Origin of the sequence: Hallella seregens ATCC 51272, assembly GCF_000518545.1 — a bacterium.
GTDB lineage: Bacteria > Bacteroidota > Bacteroidia > Bacteroidales > Bacteroidaceae > Prevotella > Prevotella seregens.
In genome coordinates, this window is the sequence record NZ_KI912452.1 from 83,322 (window position 1) to 101,769 (window position 18,448).

Consider the following 18,448-nt stretch of genomic DNA (forward strand, 5'->3'; position numbering starts at 1 on the left):
GCCGTGCTTATGGGGGAGCAATACGTTTATTCTTACTTCACAACAAACTTTTTTCCGTTGCAAATGTAGATGCCGTGGGGTAGACGGGCGAGTGAGGCTTGGCCCCCGGAGGCCGCTACGCGCTGGCCCTGCAGGTTGTAGACGGCACTTTCGGTACGGGCATCGTGTGCATTTGGCCTTGTGTTGCTGATGCCGGTGAAGTCGTGTCCGATGCGTTCGGCGGCGTTGAGGGCTGCCACGTCGTCGGCCGAGAGCACGCGGTCGAACACCATCAGGTCGTCGAACCAGGCATCGCAGGAGCCCCAGAACGAGCCATAGCCCAGATACATGTCGGGGCACGACTTCACGAAGTCGACCACTTCGGAGAAGCTGAACTGCCCCATCTGCGTGATGCCGGTGCCCCCTTGCGAGCCCTTGACCGTGTTGAAAGGCTTGGGCGAGCCGTCGACGTAGAGCTTCGGCCCCTCGGCACGCGAGAGGGTGAGCGTCACCAGCGACCAGCTACCCACGCCGATGTGGCCCGTGGCAACGTCGGGATAGTTCAGGTCGGTCCAGTTGCCGGCATTGTTGTTGTAGCCCAAATAGGCGTTGCCCGTGAGGTAGAGGCGCGCGCCGCTTGCGGCATTGTAGAAAGCAAAAAGGGCATCCCAGAGGTTGTCGTCGACCCGCTTGGTGAGGAACGACACGCTGAAGCCCTCGGCAAGGGCCGCTCCCTGAAGCGCGTTGGGCATCTGCACGTAGCTCTCGCTGCCGTTGGCCCCGAACGCCGTATGCACGGCTTGGCTGCTACGGTCGGGGGCGGTGGCGAGCGTGGGCAGGGCCGTCGCGCCGTTACGCTTGAGTTGCGCCGCCTGTGTTGTGTTGAAAGCGTTGGCCGCCGGCTGCTGGCTGAAAGGATAATAGGCCTTGGCCCCCGTCCAGTAGTCGGCCGTGGAGCGCACCACCGTCACGCTGATGGTGTCGCAGTATTGGGCATCGCCGGCCGTGAGCGTCATGTAGAGATCCACGGGTTGCTCGTCGGCCGTCATGGCGTCGGCATGGTATTCGCCCGTGCCCGAGAGGATGTCGGGGCGCGACGACTGCCATTCCACCTTGGTGTCGCCGGCAAAGCTCGTCAGGTCGAGGCTGTAGCTCACGCGGTCGCCATCGTTCACGGGTACCTTGCCGCCGACCACCAGCGCGGCCAGCTGTGAGCTGCCGTGCAGCTTGTAGCCCCAGAGGGCCACGCCGCGATTGCTTACCCCCGAGAATGCGACGGCCTTGAGGGCGTAGGGTTCCAGCTGCTGCTCCACCACGACACCCTGATAGGTGTAGCCCCCGACAGTGATGTTGATGTAGGACGTGCCGTCGACGAGCTCCCACGAACCCGTGTAGGCTCCGGTCACAGTGCCGTCGGCATTCAGCGAGAGCGTCTCGGGGCGCACCACCTCACGGTTGGCATAGTCCATCTTCTGCTTGTGCAGCAGCACCTGATAGGTGCCGGCCACCTCGGCGGCCGGGAAGCGTTGGTGTGTGGCGATGGAGTCGTCGGTCACTGTCTCGCCATTGAACTCGAAGGGCGCGGCGGCCAGCCAGCCGCTCTGCGTGGTGAAGAGCTGGTGCACGCGCACCTGATGGCCCTCGCTGCCATCGTTGAAACGAGTGTGGTAGACCAGGAAAGAGCGGCCCTTGTCGTCGGTGATGGCCGAGTTGTGACCCTGCGACAGCTCGCCCGCCTTGCCGGTAGCCATGTAGCCCCAGTCGGCATAGGCCCCGAGAATCTTCTCGCCCCGCACGCTGCTGGCCTTGAGGCCGTAGTTCATTTGGTAGTTGGAGAAGATGGCGCTGGTGCCGCGCGGGTCGGTATAGGGGCCGTCGGGGTTCTTCGAGCGAAACACCTCCATCTCGTAACCACCCTTGGAATCGAGCCCGCCGTAGGTCATGAAGAGGTAGTAGTAGTCGCCGATGTGCTGCACGTAAGAGGCTTCGCCCGAGACGTAGAAGCCGCCGGCTATCTTCTTTCCGAAGTAAGGGTCGGAGGTATAGTTGCTGCCACTGCCCGTGAGCGGGTAAGTGACGTCGTAGTCGCGCAGTCCCGTCGTCTCGTCGAGCTGCAGGGCAAAGATGCCGCCCGACCATGAGCCGTAGGTCATCCAGAGTTTGCCCTGCTCGTCGTAGAATACGCAAGGGTCTATGTTGTTGGGCCAGGTGGTGCCCCATTGGCTGCCCTTGTTGTAGCGTGCGGGCAGCGACGACTGTGCGCCGAGCACAATCTCCAGGTCGGTCTTGTGGTAGTCGTTGGTGTTGGTGCCGTTGAATCCCGAGACAACCACCGGAGCCTGGTACACGTAGGGCCCCTCAATCTTGTCGGCCGTGAGCAGTACAATGCTCGATGCCCACTTGTCGCCGTTGATGCTCAGATACTGGCACCACTTCTTCATCACCTTATTATATATAATGTCCGGAGCCCACAGGTTGCCGTCGATGCCGTAGTTTGTGGAGGTTTGTGCAGCCCATTCCCTGGCATTGAAAGCCGGCAACGTGTGGGCTACGCCGCCCTTGGTCACGGTCTTCACCTGTGGGGTGTCGAAGGCAAACTGGCTGGTCAGCTGTTGTATGGCCCCCGAGGCACTGACGCGTCCCCAGGGAATGGCGGGCGAGATGGCCGTCCAGTGGTACAGATCGCGCGTCTTGGCCTGGGCGCGGTGCGACCCGAAGATGTAGTATTGCTGGCTTGCTTCGTCCCATACCACCGAGGGATCGTGCACGCTGACACGCGTGGGCGCATGCCGGGTGTAGAGGCGTTGCAAGTCGGTTCGGGAGAGTTGGCTTTGGGCCGACAGCGGCGCCCAGGGCAGGGCAGCCAGCAGAAACAGGAGGGCAGATAGTTTTTTCATATAGTGTTGTTGTGTTATCTTGGGATTGCGACGGCTGTATGGCCTTGCTTGCAAAGTTAAAACAAAAAATCAAAATAACAGTACGGCAGACACTTTTTTTGCCCGTCATTGCACCATGTGCCGCCGGCCACTGAAAGTTGAAGCAAAAAAGCCAAATATCCGAGGCCGGAACGATGGAAAAGGCCTATCTTTGCAATGAAAGCTAAACGTATGAAACTGGATGACATGAAACGGAAGAAGATGCAACCGTATGTGGCGAACCTGCTTGGCGCAGCCCTGCTTTGGTGGGCCGCTCTGCCCCTGACAGCGCAGAATGGCTATGGACGACTCACCGTGGAGGGCCGCCAAAGCCCCATGGGACTTGACGAACCGCAGCCCCGCATGGGGTGGCAAATCAGGTCGGACAAGAAAAACGTGGTGCAAAAGGCCTACCGGTTGCTCGTGGCTACGAGCAGGGAGAAGCTGGAGGCCGACGAGGGTGACGTGTGGGATACGCACACCGTGCAGTCCGACCGCTCGCAAAACGTGGTCTATGCAGGCCCTGCCCTGCACCCCAATACCACCTATTACTGGAAAGTGAAGGCCAAGACCAACAAGGGACGGGCCCGTTGGAGCCCCGTGGCGCAGTGGAGTACGGGGCTCATGGGCGACGCCAATTGGACGGGCCGGTGGATAGGCACCGACTCGTTGCTGGCCCACGACAGCTGCCAGAAGCATAGCCGCGCCACGGGACGATACTTTCGTCGGGAGTTTGAGACCCGTGGAGACGTGCGGCGTGCCACGGTCCACGTGTCGGGGCTGGGCTACTATGCATTCTGGCTGAACGGCCGCCGCGTGAACCGCAACCGGCTCTCGCCGGTGCCCACCGACTATGCCAAGAGCGTGGCCTACGACAGCTACGACGTCACTTCACTGCTTGGCCGCAGCAATGCCATCGGGGCTGTGGTGGCCCCGGGCTACTATTTCGCCCCGCGACAAAGTAGTGGAACCGATATGCGCCCCACTTATGGTCTGCCCCGGTTGCGCCTTGACCTCATCATAGAATATGCCGACGGCCGCGCCGACACCGTTGCCACCGGCCCCTCGTGGCGGATGAATGCCGACGGCCCGCTGCGCTGGAGCAACCTTTACGACGGTGAGACGTATGACAGTCGGCTGGACTTTGCCGGCTGGACACAGCCCGGCTTCGACGACAGCCGCTGGGCCGTCGCCCCATGCTGCCAGGCTCCTGGGGGCACCATGCGCGGCAGTCTCACCGAGCCGGTGACAGTGTACGAGACGGACAGCCCCGTGAGTCTGCGCAAGATGGGCCGTCGCTATCTCATCGACTTTGGCACCAATGGGGCCGGAGTGGTGAGTCTGCGCGTGCACGCCGCCAAGGGAGACACCGTGCGTGTGCACCATGCCGAACTGCTGGAACCGGGCGATTCGACGCTCTACACGGACAATCTGCGCTCGGCTCAGGCCACGGCATGGTATGTGGCCGACGGCAAAGCGCGCAGGTGGCAGCCGGAGTTCACCTGGTTTGGATTCCGCTATGCCGAGGTGACGGGGGTGGAACGGCTGGAGCCTGAAGACGTGGAGCGACTGCTGATTTCCGACAATCTGTCAAGAATGGGCAACAGCATTCGGTTCGTGGGGGCCGACACGCTGAACCTTGTCATGGAGGCAGCTTACCGCGGCATACGCAGCAACTACAAGGGAATGCCCATGGACTGCCCGCAACGCGACGAGCGCATGCCATGGACGGGCGACCGCACCATGGGCTGTCTGGGGGAAAGCTATGTGCTCGACGTGCGTCCGCTCTATGCCAAGTGGCTGGACGACATGGCCGACAGCCAGTTGCCCAATGGAGCCCTCTCTGACGTGATGCCGGCTTACTGGCGGCTTTACAACACCAATATGACCTGGCCGGCCGTGTTGCCCTTTGCCTGTGAGATGATACGACGGCAGTATGGCGACGACCGCATGGTGGCCCGGCATTACGGACATGTCGACCGCTGGCTGCGCCATGTGCGCAACTATAGGTGGAAAGACGGGCTCATCACCTATGATCGCTATGGCGACTGGTGTGTGCCGCCGGAGTCGGCCGAGCTGATACACAGCAAGGATCCGGCCCGACAGACCGACGGCAAGCTCATTTCGTCGTGCTACTATGCCTACCTGTGCCGGCTGATGGCGGGCTATGCCGTCACGCAGGGCAAGGAGACCGACCACAACTATTACATGCAGGAGGCCGACACCACGTGCCGTGCGCTCAACGCTGCTTATCTGCACAACGGCACTTATGCCAACGGCACGGTGACGGCCAACCTGCTGCCGCTGGCCATGAGACTGGTGCCGGCCGACCAGGAAGCGGCCGTGAGAGACGCGTTGCTGCGTACCATTGAGGAGCGGAACCATGGCATGCAGAGTTGCGGCGTGGTGGGAATACAGTGGCTCATGCGCTATCTGGCCGGTATAGGGCGGGGCGACTTGGCCTGGCGCATGGCTACCAGCACGGCTTATCCCAGCTGGGGCTATATGGTGAGTCGTGGGGCTACCACCATCTGGGAACTATGGAATGGCGATACGGCCAACCCGTCGATGAACAGCGGCAACCACGTAATGCTGCTGGGCGACCTGCTGCCGTGGGCCTATGAGCAGATGGGCGGGCTACGGAGCAGCGACACCGACCCGGGATTCCACCGCACGGTCATGGCTCCCGACTTTTCCGTTGAGGCCTGTGCGGGTGTAGAGGCCTCGCACGAGAGTCCTTATGGAACGGTGCGCAGCAACTGGCATCGTGAGGGGAATGGTATCGTGTGGACGGTTACTGTGCCGCCCAACACGACGGCCGAACTCCATCTGCCTGGTAGGAAGACGCGCATCGTGGGGTCGGGAGTGTACCGAATGAGAAAGGAAATGGAAAAATGAAAACAAGAAAAATGAAAGGATGCCCGCCTTGAGATAGAATGAACAGGGAGAAAACGGGGTGTTGATGCGGGGGCCGGTCTTTATGCCGGCCCCCGCATTTGGAATAAACCTCCCGATGGATGAATGCAAAAAAAGGCTTGATGCTGCTACCGAAGCTGGCGACGGCTCAATGCCTTGACGGGATACCACACGGCAAGCCAGCTGGCTACGATGACGGTGAGGAAGACGAGGAACACGTCGAGATAGTGCACACTGACGGGATAGGCATTGACCACGAAAGTGTCGTCGGCCTCGCCCATGCGCACAAAACCGTACTCTTGCTGGAGCCAGCAGAGCAGCAGTCCCAGCAAGATGCCCACAACGGCACCAATGGCACTAATCATACGGCCCTCAAAAAGGAAGATGCCCGTAATCTGGTGGTCGGTGGCTCCGAGATTGCGCAGGGTGTGCACATCGTCTTTCTTGTCGATGATGAGCATCGAGACCGACCCAATGATGTTGAGACAGGCCACCACGAGGATGAACGTGAGGAAGATATAGGCCATGAGTTTCTCGATTTGCATAATCTTGAACGTGTCGGCTTGTTGCTCGAAACGGTCGAGCACGCGATAACGCGAGCCTGCCAGTTGCTGCATCCGGGATTTCACGGCCTCGAAATCCGAGCCCGGTTTGAGTCGCAGTTCCAGGGCAGACACCATGCCCTGCTGCCCGAAGAGGTTACGGGCGAACCCAAGACTGGTGATGAGATAACGTCTGTCGTACTTGCTCTGATTCACGGAGAAGACCACTCCCGAGGCGATGAGCGAGTCGGTGACGAAGCTACTCTCTGGGTCGGAGAAATCGAACTGTCCCTCGCGCTGCGGCGCATAGATGTGCATATAGCCTTTCCACTGCGTGCCGGTGCCCAGCGTCTGGGCCAGACGCAACCCAGGCGTTCCGTATTGCAGGTTGGCCGTGTGCAGCTGGAACTGTCCGTCACCATAGAGAATCTCGGTGATGTGGGTGAGGTCGGCAAAGTTGTCGTCCACTCCTTTCACGGTCACCATGGCCTGTCTGCCGTTGTAGACGGCTAAGGCCATGTCTTCCACGGTCTCCGTAGCTACCTCCACTTGGGGCAGTTGGCGTATCTGGGTGAGTATCGGATCATCGGCAGGAGCCGTCTTTCCACTCACGGGCATCACCTTGAGTTGCGGGTCAAAGTTGGTGAAGAAGCTCGCCACCAAATCGTGAAATCCGTTGAACACCGAGAGTACAATGACCAGTGCCGTCGTTGCCACAGCCACGCCGATGACCGAAATCAGCGAGATGATGTTGATGGCATGCGTCTTCTTTTTGGAGAAGAGATAGCGATGGGCAATGAAGAGGGAGAAAGGGGAGACCGAAGAATGGTTGAGATTCTGCTTCATGGTTGCCGGGAGGTTACTTCTTCAGCAGCTCGTCGATGCGATCGATATAGTCGAGGCTGTCGTCGATGAAGAAGCGCAGCTCGGGAATGATACGCAGCTGGTTGCGCACGCGTCGGCCCAGCTCGTAGCGGATGCTCTTTTCGTTGGCTGTGATGTTCTGCAGCAACTGCTCTCCTTGTTCGGAGGGAAAGATGCTGAGATAGGCCGAGCAGATGCTCAAGTCGGGGCTGATGCGCACACGAGTGACGCTGATGAGCACGCCGTGCATCTGGCGTGTCTGGGCCTGGAAAATCTCGGCCAGCTCCTTTTGGAGCAGACGTGATATTTTGTTCTGTCTGGTTTCTTGCATAATTTTTAATTTGAAATCATGAATTTCTAACTATAAACGTTTGGCTTCCAACCTTTTTCCGCTCATTCCCGGTTACCCAGCTCAATGTGCTCCACGTCGATTTTCTCGCGGAGGAACACAGAGGCCGACTCTTTGAAGCGTTGGGGACTTTCTGTGGTGAAGTATCGGACGGAATGTCCTTTACTGAGCCGGCTCTCCATGTCGGCATGCCGGTGAAGATAGTTTTTCAGGCTGTCGGCCACATATTCGCCTTGGGGGACGAGACGGATGCCATCGTGCACGTATTTCAGAATCTTGGGCATGAGCAAAGGAAAATGGGTGCAGCCCAGGATAATGGTGTCTATGTCGGGATCTTTGACCATGAGCTGGTCGAGGCGTTTCTTGACAAAATAGTCGGCCCCGGGCGAGTCGGCTTCGTTGTATTCTACAAGGGGCACCCAGAAAGGACAGGCTTGTCCGGTGACCTGGATGTCGGGCCAGAGCTTGGCTATCTCCAAGGCATAGCTATGACTCCTGACTGTACCTTCGGTGGCCAATAGACCCACATGGTTGTTGCGGGTGAGTTTGCCAATGACTTCGGCTGTGGGTCGGATGATGCCCAGCACGCGACGGGAGGGATCCCAGTGGGGCAAGTCGTTCTGCTGGATGGAGCGCAGGGCTTTGGCCGAGGCGGTGTTGCAACCCAGAATGACCAGCCGGCATCCCATCTCGAAGAGTTTCCTCACGGCCTGCCGCGTGAATTCATAGACCACATCGAACGAGCGGGGGCCATAGGGAGCACGGGCATTGTCGCCCAGATAGACGTAGTCGTATTGTGGCAGCAGCTGACGGATGCCATGGAGAATGGTAAGTCCGCCGTATCCGGAGTCGAAGACCCCGATGGATGTGCCCTCGCTGGGAGGCAAAATGGAAAGTGAAGAGGAATCCATAAGCAGACGCGGATGGGTGTGAGGCTTACTTGGTCTCGGCCTTGACAGCCTCAGAGATGTCGATTCCCCAAGCAGTGTTGACATAGGGGACGGCATCATTATCGGTGTTGAGTACGAAAGCAAGTCCTTTTTCGCGCCCCACTTTCTGGATGGCCAAGGCAAGACGGTCGCGCAATGGCTTGTAGGCTTCTTCCTCTGCCTGGTGCATCAGTCGCCGGGCTTCCTGCTTGAAAGCCATGTTCTTCTCCATGAGGTCTTGCAGTTCGGCTTGTCGCTTTTGCAGGATGGAGGGGGCAAAGTTGTGCTGCCCGTCGAGGAACAGCTCGTATTTCTGATTGAACTCTTCCTCCACGCGCTTCATCTCTTCATCGTACTTGGTGCGCAAGGCATTGAGATTGTGCTGGGCGATGGTGTATGTGGGCATGGCATGGAGAGCGGCTTGATAACTGAGATAGCCAAAGTGCAGGGTGGCACCGGCAGTGGGGAGTATCTGCTGGGGCTGCTGGATGGGCTCGGCTGTGGTCTGGGCCGGTGTGGTTTGGGTGGCCATGACAAGTAACAGGAGGAGGGAAGTATGTTTCATTGCGATATGTTCTGATTCGTGATTTGGAGATTCACGGGGGTGGAGCAGACTTGGTGAGGGAGTGGCAGGGAGCCCGTAAGGCGACAAAGAAGTTAAGACAGGATGCACGTGCCGATGGTTGGCACGGGCAACGGGTCTTAACTTCTCCTGTCTCTGACGGTCTTCCGTTTGGGAGACCTGTGATGAAATGGGGGTTACTTCATCTTGCTGAGCTCAGACTGCACTTTGGAGGTCACGTCCTCTACGTTGGATCCTGTGTAGACAGCAGCACCTTCTTCAAAGATATAGGTGAAGCCACCGGCGTTGCCCACGTTGGTGATGGCATTGCGCACCTTGGCCACGACGGGCTGCATCTTCTCCTGCTGGGCCTTTTGCAGGGCCTGCTGGTTGTCCTGATAGGTCTGCTGAATCTTCTGATAGAGTTGCTGAAGTTCCTGCTCTTTCTGTTTCTGAGCGGTGGCATTCATGGTGCTTTTGCCCTTGTCGTAGGCATCGCTCTGACGCTGCAGCTCGTCCTGCATGCTCTTCAAGTCGTTTTCATACTGCTTGGCCGTGGCCTCAAGTTCACCATTGATCTTGGAAATCTCGGGCAGGGACTGCATGATGGTCTGGGTGTTCACCTTGCCGAACTTCTGGGCAAAAGTGGCCAAGGGGGCCATCAGCATCATCATTAAAAATAGTTTTTTCATTTCTTTTCTTATGTTTTAATTATGGTTTGTACTTTATTGTCGATGTTGTGATGGCTTCCTTGCCATTCTTTCATCTTGTCACTTTGTGTCTTTTCGTCCTTGGGGCTTATTTGCCATAGCCCAGTTTCTCAAGCACCTCGTTGGAAATGTCTATCCTGGGTGAGCCAAAGATGATGGCTGTGTCAGAGGCACGGTCGAGCACAAGGCTGTAGCCGCGGAGGTCGGAAATCTCTTTGACTGCATTGTATACCTCTTCTTGAATAGGGGTCATGAGACTTTCACGCTTTTTGAAGAGTTCGCCTTCGGGACCGAAATACTTTTTCTTCAGGTCGGCAGCCTCTTTTTCCTTGGTCATGATTTGCTCCTGCTTAGTCTTTTTTTGCTCTTGAGACAGGAACACCACCTCGTTCTGGTAGTTTTTGTACATGGTGGCAGCCTCGGTATTGAGGGCCTCTACCTCGGCCTGCCACTTTTTGGACACCTGATTGAGTTGCTCGTTGGCACGCTCATAGGCTGGGATGTTCTTCATCACATACTCCATGTCGACCAGCGCAAACTTCTGGGCACTGACAGCAAATGGTGTGACAGTAAAAACGGCAATCAGCAGAAAGGTTCTGACCCATGCTGTTGTTTTGAAATGACGTATGGTTTTCATTGCTTATCCTCTCCTTTTAATTTTTCTCTTATTGAACTTATCTTTTCCTCAATGCTTAGAACTCCTGTCCGAGTACAAAGTGGAACTGGCTGCCGCCCTTGGTGCCAAACACCTTGTCGAAGCCGTAGGCCCAGTCGATACCCATGAGTCCGACCATAGGCAGGAAGATGCGAACACCTACGCCGGCCGAGCGTTTCATGTTGAAAGGATTGAAGTTCTTGGTCTCGGTCCAGGCATTACCGCCTTCGAGGAACGTCAGGCCGTAGATGGTGGTGTTGCCCAACATGAACGGGTAACGGAGTTCCAGCGAGAAGCGGTCGTAGGCGTAACCCTCGTAGCCGTAGGGGGTGAGCGATCCATTCTCGTAACCACGCAGGCCAATGGTTTCCTCGGCATAGCTCGTGGAGTAGCCGCTCATGCCGTCGCCACCCATATAATAGGTCTCGAAAGGCGACTTCTTGTTCTTGTTGTAGCTACCGAGCAAGCCCATCTCGATACGTGTCATCAGCACGAAGCACTTCTGTGCACTGCCGAGAGCGGTAAAGGTACGTGACTTGAACTTCCACTTGTGGTACTCAATCCACTTGTATTTCTCTTGCTGTTCACGGTTGTAGGAAGCCGATCTGGGATTGGTGGCGAGGTTCTTATAGTCCTTGCCGTCCCAGGCCGACCATGGCGGAGTGATGGTGACACTGGCCGAGAACTCAGAGCCGCGATGCGGGAAAAGCTGGTTGTCGGTGGACGAACGGTCGAGCGAGATGCTGAGATTCAGATTGTTGGAGTTACCTGTAGTGAGCAGGAAATAACGCCAGTTTTTCAGCATGTAGCGCGTGTAGGACAGTTGCAGCGAGAGTGTGAAGTAATCGTCGGGCCACCGCAGACGCTTGCCCCATCCCAGACTGGCACCGATGAGCTGCACATATTTGTCGGGGTCGTAATAGTTCTCGTAGTTGGAGTAGTTGTAGCCATAGCTGCTTGACCCAAGCATATAGTTATAGTAACTGTTCCGCCAAGCCGAGTTGTAGTAGTTGCTTGACACGTCGGTCTGCTTGGAGTAGAACATGCTGAACGAGAACTGAATGGGGCGCTTGCCGCCAAACCATTGCGTGGAATAGCTTCCGTTGTAGCTCTGATAGTATTTTCCGTTGGTCTGCACACCGAGCGAGAGCTTCTCGCCGTCGCCCACAGGCATGATGCCCCGATGCTCTTTATTCTTGTTGAAGAGGTTGGCCATGGAGAAGTTGTTGAGCGTGAGGCCTACCCGGCCGATGACACCTGTCTGTCCCCATCCGAGTGAGAATTCCACTTGGTCGTTGGACTTCTGCTCTAAGTTCCAGTTCACGTCTACCGTGCCATTCTCATAGTTGGGTTTTATATCGGGTGCAACTTTCTCTGGATCGAAGTGCCCCATGGAAGCCAGCTCGCGCGCCGAACGCATGAGAGCCTCTTTGGAGAAGAGGTCGCCTGGTTTGGTACGGAGCTCACGGCGCACGACATTCTCGTAGAGACGGTCGTTTCCGTTGATGCGCACATGGCTGAGGTGAGCCTGTGGCCCCTCCACGACACGCATTTCCAGGTCGATGGAGTCGCCCACGATGTTCACTTCTGTAGGCGTGATACTGGAGAATACGTAGCCGTTGTTGTAGTAGAGATTGCCCACGGCATCGTCATCCTCGGAGAGGCGCTTATTCATGAGCTTCTGGTTGTAGACATCACCGGCCCTCATGGTGAGCAGACCGGAGAGATAATCGGAGTTGTACACCGTATTGCCCACCCAATGCAGGTTGCGGATGTAGTATTTCTGCCCTTCGGCTACCTTGACAAATACATTGACGTGCTTGGGGTCGTTGTTCCACACACTGTCTTCCAAGATGGCTGCATCGCGGTATCCCAGCTCGTTGTATTTCTCAATGAGTTTTTCCTTGTCTTCTTTCCAGCGCTCGGGTGTGTACTTTTTGGATTTCAGGAACGACGAGAGCTTGCCAGCTTCGTGGGTTTTGGCAAAGGCCCCTTTAGAGAAGAGACCGCCCTTTATTTTAGCGTCGCTGAGCTTCTCGTTGCCCTCGATGATGATGTTGCGAATCTTCATCTTCTGCTTCTTGTCGATGATGACGTCCAGAATCACCTGGTTCTTGGCGGTCACGTCATCGCGCTGGCGTATCTCGATGTCGGCGTTCTTGAATCCCTTGTCATCGAAGTATTTCTTGGCCAGAATCTTGGCACGGTCAATCATGTTGGGCGTAATTTGTCCGCCTTTCATCATGCCCAGTTTCTGTTCCATGTCCTCGCGTTCACTCTTTTTGAGTCCGGTATAGTTGATTTCAGAGACGCGTGGGCGCGGCTTCAGCGCAATATGCAGGTATACCTTGTTGCCCACGAGCGAGTCTGCGGCGATTTGCACGTCGGAGAAGAGCCCATGTTTCCAGTAACGCTTCACAGCATCGGTAATCTCGTTGCCCGGCAACGAAATATGCTGGCCTATGGCCAACCCGGAGATACCGGTCAGCGTGTAGTCTTCATAACCGTCCATGCCTGAGACATTGAACCCCGCGATGACGACATCGCGCGGCGTTCCGGCATAGGTGATGTCCGGGTGGATAATCTTGTCCTGTGCTTCAGCTCCCATGCAGCAGGCCATGGCCACGAGGGTTGCAAATATCTTATTCTTGTTATGGTGCATCGTATGTTGGTTTGGGTTACCCTGTTACCTTTGCTCTTTTAGCTTTTGTTCCTTTCACCTTATTATATATATGCTTCTCCTTCTACCTGTGCTTCGGTCTTGCCGAATCTTCGTTGGCGATTCTGATAGCTGGCGATGGCCTGATGGAGGTCGCCCTCGTCGAAGTCGGGCCAGTAGGTATCACAGAAGTAGAGTTCAGAATAGGCAATCTGCCAAAGCAGGTAGTTGGATATGCGCAGCTCACCGCCGGTACGGATGAGCAGGTCGGGGTCTGGCATAAAATGGGTTTCCAGATGCTGGCTGATGGTGTCTTCGGTAATGTCGTTGACGGCCAGTGTACCCTCTTTCACTTCGGTGGCAATGTGTTGGGCGGCGCGTGTCAATTCCCATCGTGAGCTGTAGCTCAATGCCACAACCATTGTCATGGCTGTATTGTAGGCTGTGCGCTCCATCATACCCTTGATTTTTTCTTGCACGTTGCTGGGCAGACGGTCCATCTCGCCCACCATGCGGAACCTTACATTGTTCTTATGGAAGAGTTCTTCCTCCAGAAACTCGATGATGAGTCCCATAATAGCGGCAATCTCTGATTCGGGCCTACTCCAGTTCTCGGTAGAAAAAGTGTAGAGGGTGAGATACTTCACACCCAGACGTGTACATTCGGAGGTGATGCGCTTGACGGTCTCTACACCTGCCTGATGGCCATAGCTGCGGTCTTTTCCACGTTCCATGGCCCATCGTCCATTGCCATCCATGATGATGGCAACGTGCTGTGGAATTCTTGTTCTGTCGAGTTCTGTCATATCGCTTGTCGCTTTATTCCTTATTACATGTCCTGCACTTCGCCATGAGGCTGTAGCTGAGTGTCACTTGCAATGCCGTGTAGCAGTCGGTGTTCTTGAAGAGGCCGCTGCTCTTGATATAGTAGGGATCTTTCACTCCGTCGAGTTCATCGCTCTGTGCCCAGTGGATGGCCCACTCCAGTCCGAGGTTAGCCCGGTCGCCCATCTTGTATTTCAGGCCGATGCCTACAGGCACATTGAGTGCAAACTTTCCTTTGGCTCTCGTATCGGCGTAGGTGCCGCCCAATCCGGCAAAGACAAACGGCGTGAGGCGTTTGGCCCCGCGATAGTCGCGGCCGGTGCCGTAGGGCCAGAAGTTATATTCGTATGTCAGGCACACGTCGTAGAGTCCGTTCTTGAACGTGTAGGGAGTCCTGGCGTAGTCGGGATAATAGGTTTGCACGTCGGCCGACGAGCCTTTCATGGTGCCATAACTCACATTCATGCGCAGTCCCATGTAGGGATTGAATACATAGCGGGCCAGGAGCGTAGCCATGGGCTGCAGGTTTTTGGTGATGTTGCCGTTGAAGTCGCCCAGATACCCGTTGATACCCACACCGCCTCCTATCTCCATGCGGTATTCTGGGTCGTCCTGTGCCTTGGTCGAAATGGCAGCAACCGTCAGCACGGCTATGAGTGTCAGCAGCTTCCTCATCCCTTGTTGCCTGATACCTGTTGTGTGCGGTTATTCGGTGAAAGCTTTCTGTTCAGTGGCCCAGCTCAGGCGGGCGAGGCGTCCGCTCCAGATTTGATTTTCGCCATTCTTGGACAGATGGATGTAGTTGCCACCGTCTGCGGTCATGGTGAACGCAGCGGCCGACTTGACGAAGCTGGCGGGCAGGGCATAGGCTGTGGTCTTGACCCAGGTGAGTCCTTCGTCATTGCTGAAATAGAACGATGTGAAGTCACCGCCAATGGCCAGTATGCCGCCGTCGTAGCCGATGGCCTGGAGATTGGCTAAGGCCGGGAGTTTTTTGCGGTTGTATTCGTCGGCTGGATAGAAAGCCCAAGGCTGGTTTTGAGAGCCGCTGGCATTTTCTTCCACCTTGCGCCATATCTTGGTTTCGCCGTTTCTGGTTCCCACAATCACCAGATCGTTGGTGTGAGCATTGGTTTTCGAGGCCTTGCAAACGAAGTTAAGGTTGTCTGTGGGCAGGTTGGCGGTCTCGTCGTCCAAGCTGTCGGTGGTCCATGTGGCACCGTTGTCGGCCGAACTGGAGATGCCGACAGCCGTCAGAGCGTAGAGGCGGACATCACTGGCACCGATGATTTGCGTCAGCTCGGCATTGGAACTTACTTGTTTCCAACTCTCACCATCGGCAGACTGCATCACCTTGCCTCCCTCGTCGAGCACGTAGAGCATGCCATCCTTGGCTATGGCACTCTGGTAGGCTGCTGCCGAAAAGGTCGTGGTAAGCTGTGTATAGGTGGTTCCCGTTTGCTTGAGTACCACAGTCTTTCCTGATTTCACACCAAAGATGTAGGTCTGCTTGTTGCTGACAATCAGCTTGCGTCCCTCCACACCGTCGAGTGCATCAATGGCATGCCGGTTCCAACTCATCTCCTGGCCGGTCTGTTGGTGCACGTTCAGCTTGACTGTGTATTCCCGCCAAGCTGTGCCCCGGAGGCTGTAAACACGTACACGCAGAGGCGAAGAGAAGTCGAGAGAGTCGGTACTGGCATAGTAGGTCAGGCTGTCCTTTCCTTCTTTGTCCCTGAGATTCAGGACAATGGTTCCGCTGTTTTTGGTTGTGATGGAGCACACCACCTTGGAGGCGTCCGTGCCATAGCGCAGCGAGTCGGGGTTGTAAATCAGTTGTTTCTGGTGGTCAATATAGAAAGTATAGGTGCTGGCACTGTAGTTGGAAGTGTATATGCTGTCGGTCACACCGTCAGAAGCTGTGGTGTGGAGATGCCGTTTTACCGTGGTCAGAGAGAATGCTGTCACGGCCGTATCGTCATAGTAGGTTATGTCTTCGTCATTATTGTTGCTCAGGCACGAGGTCATTGAGACCGTGGCTGAGGCTATCATGGCCCATGACAATAACTTCTTGATCATTGCGCGCAATTTAGTTGATTTAGCTGCAAAATTACTTAGAAATATCCAAAATTGCGCCACTTTTGAGGCTTTATTATGTAAAATATTGGTTTATAGCGTGTTTTTTAAGGTTGTTTAGAAGTTTGCCTCAACAAGGCAAACAAAAAAGGCAATACGATCACTCGCACTGCCTCTTTGTAAGAATAATGTTAACGGATGCTGGTATGTACCAAAGCAATAATACTAAGAGCGGTCATCAACATGACCAATACCAGCATCACGACTGATTCAAAATCTAATAACATAATCCTAATCTTTACCTTAAAAATCTATCAAACTACTAACCTAATGAAACTTTATGTGAATCTTCTCACGAAGACTGTGCAAAGTTACGTCAAGTTTTTGACGAAACCAAATATATTTGCACATTTTTATTATTTTAAGCAGCCTTTTTGATTTAGGTCAATCTAAAAAGCCCGCCTCCATCGGAGGCGGGCTTGATGATTTGTGATTCCGTGAATCGGATGCTTAGAGCTGAGGACCGGCAGCCACGAGAGCCTTGCCGGCTTCGTTGCCCTCGTACTTCTTGAAGTTCTTGATGAAGCGGGCGGCCAGATCCTTGGCTTTCTCCTCCCACTGAGCAGCGTCAGCGTAGGTGTCGCGGGGATCGAGGATGTTGGTGGCTACGCCCTCGAGCTTTGTGGGAACGGTGAAGTTGAAGTAAGGAATCTGCTTGGTCGGGGCAGCGTCGATGCTGTGGTTCAGGATGGCGTCGATGATGCCGCGGGTGTCGCGGATAGAGATACGCTTGCCTGTTCCGTTCCAGCCAGTGTTCACGAGATAGGCCTTGGCGCCGCTCTTCTCCATCTTCTTCACAAGCTCCTCAGCATACTTTGTGGGATGCAACTCCAAGAAAGCCTGGCCGAAGCAAGCCGAGAATGTGGGCGTGGGCTCGGTGATGCCGCGCTCTGTACCGGCCAGCTTGGCGGTGAAGCCAGAGAGGAAGTAGTACTTCGTCTGCTCTGCGTTCAGGATAGATACGGGAGGCAGCACGCCGAAAGCGTCGGCACTCAGGAAGATCACCTGCTTGGCGGCGGGACCCTGAGAGGTGGGACGCTGGATGTTCTTGATGTGATAGATGGGATAGCTTACGCGGGTGTTCTCGGTCACGCTCTTGTCTGCGAAGTCAATTTTGCCGTTCTTGTCAACGGTAACGTTCTCCAGCAGAGCGTCGCGGGTGATGGCGCCGTAGATGTCGGGCTCAGCCTCTTTGTCGAGGTTGATCACCTTGGCATAGCAGCCACCCTCGTAGTTGAACACGCCCTCGTCGTCCCAACCGTGCTCGTCGTCGCCGATGAGCTTGCGCTTCGGATCGGTGGACAGCGTGGTCTTGCCCGTGCCGGACAGGCCGAAGAAGATGGCGGTGTTCTCACCGTTCATGTCAGTGTTGGCAGAGCAGTGCATGGAAGCCATGCCTTTCAGCGGGAGGAAGTAGTTCATCATCGAGAACATACCTTTCTTCATTTCGCCGCCATACCATGTGTTGACGATAACCTGCTCCTTGCTGGTTACGTTGAACACAACGGCAGTCTCAGAGTTCAGGCCGAGTTCCTTGTAGTTCTCCACCTTGGCCTTGGAGGCGTTGTAGACGATGAAATCGGGCTCCTGCTCGAAGTCGGCCTCGCTCTGAGGACGGATGAACATGTTGGTCACGAAGTGAGCCTGCCATGCCACCTCCATGATGAAGCGCACTTTCATGCGGGTGTCCTTGTGCGTGCCGCAGAAACCGTCGACCACGAACAGACGCTTGTTTGACAGTTCCTTCTTGGCGATTTCCTTCACGGCGGCCCAAGCCTCCTTGGTGGCCCTGTGGTTGTCGTTCTTGTACTCCTCGGAAGTCCACCATACGGTGTCGTGAGAGTTCTCATCGTCAACGATGAACTTGTCCTTAGGAGAACGGCCGGTGTAGATACCAGTCATGACATTGATGGCGCCGAGCTCAGTTTCCTGGCCCACCTCGAAACCTTCAAGGCCTTCCTTGGTCTCCTCGTTAAATAACACCTCGTAAGTAGGATTGTAGAGAACCTCTTTGGTTCCCGTGATGCCGTACTTTTCCAGTACGCTCTTGTCAAACTTTGCCATTTTCTAATTCAATGTATTAAGTTGTGAATAAATGCTTTTTACCCTTTGTCGGACTGGAGTTACATGGCTCCAAACTATCCTTATACGCCCACAAAGTTACGTAAATTGTGATGAACGGCCAACTTTCATTTTGTAAAAATACGGCCTCTCTGTCCTTTTTAGGTTAAAGAATACAAAAACAGAGACGCCCTTTTTGGATTTGCTATTTAGACTTTGCAAAAATTCGGCACTCCCATACCGGGGTAGGGCAGGGCCCGTGCCGCAGTCGTGATTTCCCGATCAAGGCGCGATGCCGGGATGGTTCAACTTTTCCGGGATTTGTCTTTCCCATCCCAGAGAAAAC

13 protein-coding genes are annotated in these 18,448 nt (G+C 55.5%); 1 reads left to right on the forward strand and 12 read right to left on the reverse strand.

Features of this window, described 5'->3' with window-relative positions; genetic code table 11:
* Positions 1-32: 32 nt before the first annotated feature.
* Positions 33-2,876 carry a lipocalin-like domain-containing protein gene (locus tag L888_RS0112155; RefSeq protein WP_027953084.1) on the reverse strand — a complete coding sequence of 948 codons (2,844 nt, stop codon included), beginning with the start codon at positions 2,874-2,876 and terminating at the stop codon, positions 33-35.
* A gap of 225 nt (positions 2,877-3,101) precedes the next feature.
* On the opposite strand from L888_RS0112155, the gene L888_RS0112160 reads away from it, so the two are divergent.
* Positions 3,102-5,792 carry an alpha-L-rhamnosidase gene (locus L888_RS0112160; RefSeq protein WP_245594885.1) on the forward strand — a complete coding sequence of 897 codons (2,691 nt, stop codon included), beginning with the start codon at positions 3,102-3,104 and terminating at the stop codon, positions 5,790-5,792.
* Between the two features lie 146 nt (positions 5,793-5,938).
* On the opposite strand, the gene L888_RS0112165 is transcribed toward L888_RS0112160, so the two are convergent.
* The 11 genes from L888_RS0112165 to pckA all read right to left on the reverse strand — a co-directional run bounded on the left by L888_RS0112165 (position 5,939) and on the right by pckA (position 18,105).
* Positions 5,939-7,198, reverse strand: coding sequence for an FtsX-like permease family protein (locus L888_RS0112165; protein ID WP_027953086.1), 1,260 nt, complete (start codon positions 7,196-7,198; stop codon positions 5,939-5,941).
* Between the two features lie 13 nt (positions 7,199-7,211).
* On the reverse strand, positions 7,212-7,547 hold the full coding sequence (gene rbfA / locus L888_RS0112170; RefSeq protein WP_015298559.1) for a 30S ribosome-binding factor RbfA: 336 nt from the start codon (positions 7,545-7,547) through the stop codon (positions 7,212-7,214).
* A gap of 62 nt (positions 7,548-7,609) precedes the next feature.
* Positions 7,610-8,476, reverse strand: a complete 867-nt coding sequence (murI, locus tag L888_RS0112175) for a glutamate racemase (protein WP_044249427.1) — start codon at positions 8,474-8,476, stop codon at positions 7,610-7,612.
* Between the two features lie 25 nt (positions 8,477-8,501).
* Positions 8,502-9,059: an OmpH family outer membrane protein gene (locus tag L888_RS0112180; RefSeq protein ID WP_027953088.1), complete on the reverse strand. Its 558-nt coding sequence runs from the start codon at positions 9,057-9,059 to the stop codon at positions 8,502-8,504.
* A gap of 194 nt (positions 9,060-9,253) precedes the next feature.
* The gene (locus L888_RS0112185) at positions 9,254-9,748 is read right to left on the reverse strand and encodes an OmpH family outer membrane protein (protein WP_005845163.1); all 495 of its coding nucleotides are present in this window, start codon (positions 9,746-9,748) and stop codon (positions 9,254-9,256) included.
* A 106-nt stretch (positions 9,749-9,854) separates the two neighbouring features.
* On the reverse strand, positions 9,855-10,403 hold the full coding sequence (locus tag L888_RS0112190) for an OmpH family outer membrane protein (protein WP_005845161.1): 549 nt from the start codon (positions 10,401-10,403) through the stop codon (positions 9,855-9,857).
* A 55-nt stretch (positions 10,404-10,458) separates the two neighbouring features.
* Positions 10,459-13,083, reverse strand: coding sequence for a BamA/OMP85 family outer membrane protein (locus L888_RS0112195; RefSeq protein WP_005845159.1), 2,625 nt, complete (start codon positions 13,081-13,083; stop codon positions 10,459-10,461).
* A gap of 62 nt (positions 13,084-13,145) precedes the next feature.
* Positions 13,146-13,886, reverse strand: coding sequence for an isoprenyl transferase (locus L888_RS0112200; protein WP_027953090.1), 741 nt, complete (start codon positions 13,884-13,886; stop codon positions 13,146-13,148).
* A 13-nt stretch (positions 13,887-13,899) separates the two neighbouring features.
* Positions 13,900-14,580, reverse strand: coding sequence for a type IX secretion system protein PorG (gene porG, locus L888_RS0112205; protein WP_027953091.1), 681 nt, complete (start codon positions 14,578-14,580; stop codon positions 13,900-13,902).
* A gap of 30 nt (positions 14,581-14,610) precedes the next feature.
* Positions 14,611-15,984, reverse strand: a complete 1,374-nt coding sequence (locus tag L888_RS0112210) for a DUF6242 domain-containing protein (protein WP_027953092.1) — start codon at positions 15,982-15,984, stop codon at positions 14,611-14,613.
* Positions 15,985-16,491: 507 nt separating this feature from the next.
* Positions 16,492-18,105 carry a phosphoenolpyruvate carboxykinase (ATP) gene (gene pckA, locus L888_RS0112220; RefSeq protein ID WP_027953093.1) on the reverse strand — a complete coding sequence of 538 codons (1,614 nt, stop codon included), beginning with the start codon at positions 18,103-18,105 and terminating at the stop codon, positions 16,492-16,494.
* Positions 18,106-18,448 lie beyond the last annotated feature (343 nt).

What these genes read in the sequence shown, in the direction of transcription:
- pckA (WP_027953093.1), bottom strand. Translation starts at nt 18,105, where the DNA reads ATGGCAAAGTTTGACAAGAGCGTACTGGAAAAGTACGGCATCACGGGA.
- porG (WP_027953091.1), bottom strand. Translation starts at nt 14,580, where the DNA reads ATGAGGAAGCTGCTGACACTCATAGCCGTGCTGACGGTTGCTGCCATT.
- L888_RS0112185 (WP_005845163.1), bottom strand. Translation starts at nt 9,748, where the DNA reads ATGAAAAAACTATTTTTAATGATGATGCTGATGGCCCCCTTGGCCACT.
- L888_RS0112180 (WP_027953088.1), bottom strand. Translation starts at nt 9,059, where the DNA reads ATGAAACATACTTCCCTCCTCCTGTTACTTGTCATGGCCACCCAAACC.
- murI (WP_044249427.1), bottom strand. Translation starts at nt 8,476, where the DNA reads ATGGATTCCTCTTCACTTTCCATTTTGCCTCCCAGCGAGGGCACATCC.
- L888_RS0112190 (WP_005845161.1), bottom strand. Translation starts at nt 10,403, where the DNA reads ATGAAAACCATACGTCATTTCAAAACAACAGCATGGGTCAGAACCTTT.
- L888_RS0112165 (WP_027953086.1), bottom strand. Translation starts at nt 7,198, where the DNA reads ATGAAGCAGAATCTCAACCATTCTTCGGTCTCCCCTTTCTCCCTCTTC.
- L888_RS0112160 (WP_245594885.1), top strand. Translation starts at nt 3,102, where the DNA reads ATGAAACGGAAGAAGATGCAACCGTATGTGGCGAACCTGCTTGGCGCA.
- L888_RS0112210 (WP_027953092.1), bottom strand. Translation starts at nt 15,984, where the DNA reads ATGATCAAGAAGTTATTGTCATGGGCCATGATAGCCTCAGCCACGGTC.
- rbfA (WP_015298559.1), bottom strand. Translation starts at nt 7,547, where the DNA reads ATGCAAGAAACCAGACAGAACAAAATATCACGTCTGCTCCAAAAGGAG.
- L888_RS0112200 (WP_027953090.1), bottom strand. Translation starts at nt 13,886, where the DNA reads ATGACAGAACTCGACAGAACAAGAATTCCACAGCACGTTGCCATCATC.
- L888_RS0112195 (WP_005845159.1), bottom strand. Translation starts at nt 13,083, where the DNA reads ATGCACCATAACAAGAATAAGATATTTGCAACCCTCGTGGCCATGGCC.
- L888_RS0112155 (WP_027953084.1), bottom strand. Translation starts at nt 2,876, where the DNA reads ATGAAAAAACTATCTGCCCTCCTGTTTCTGCTGGCTGCCCTGCCCTGG.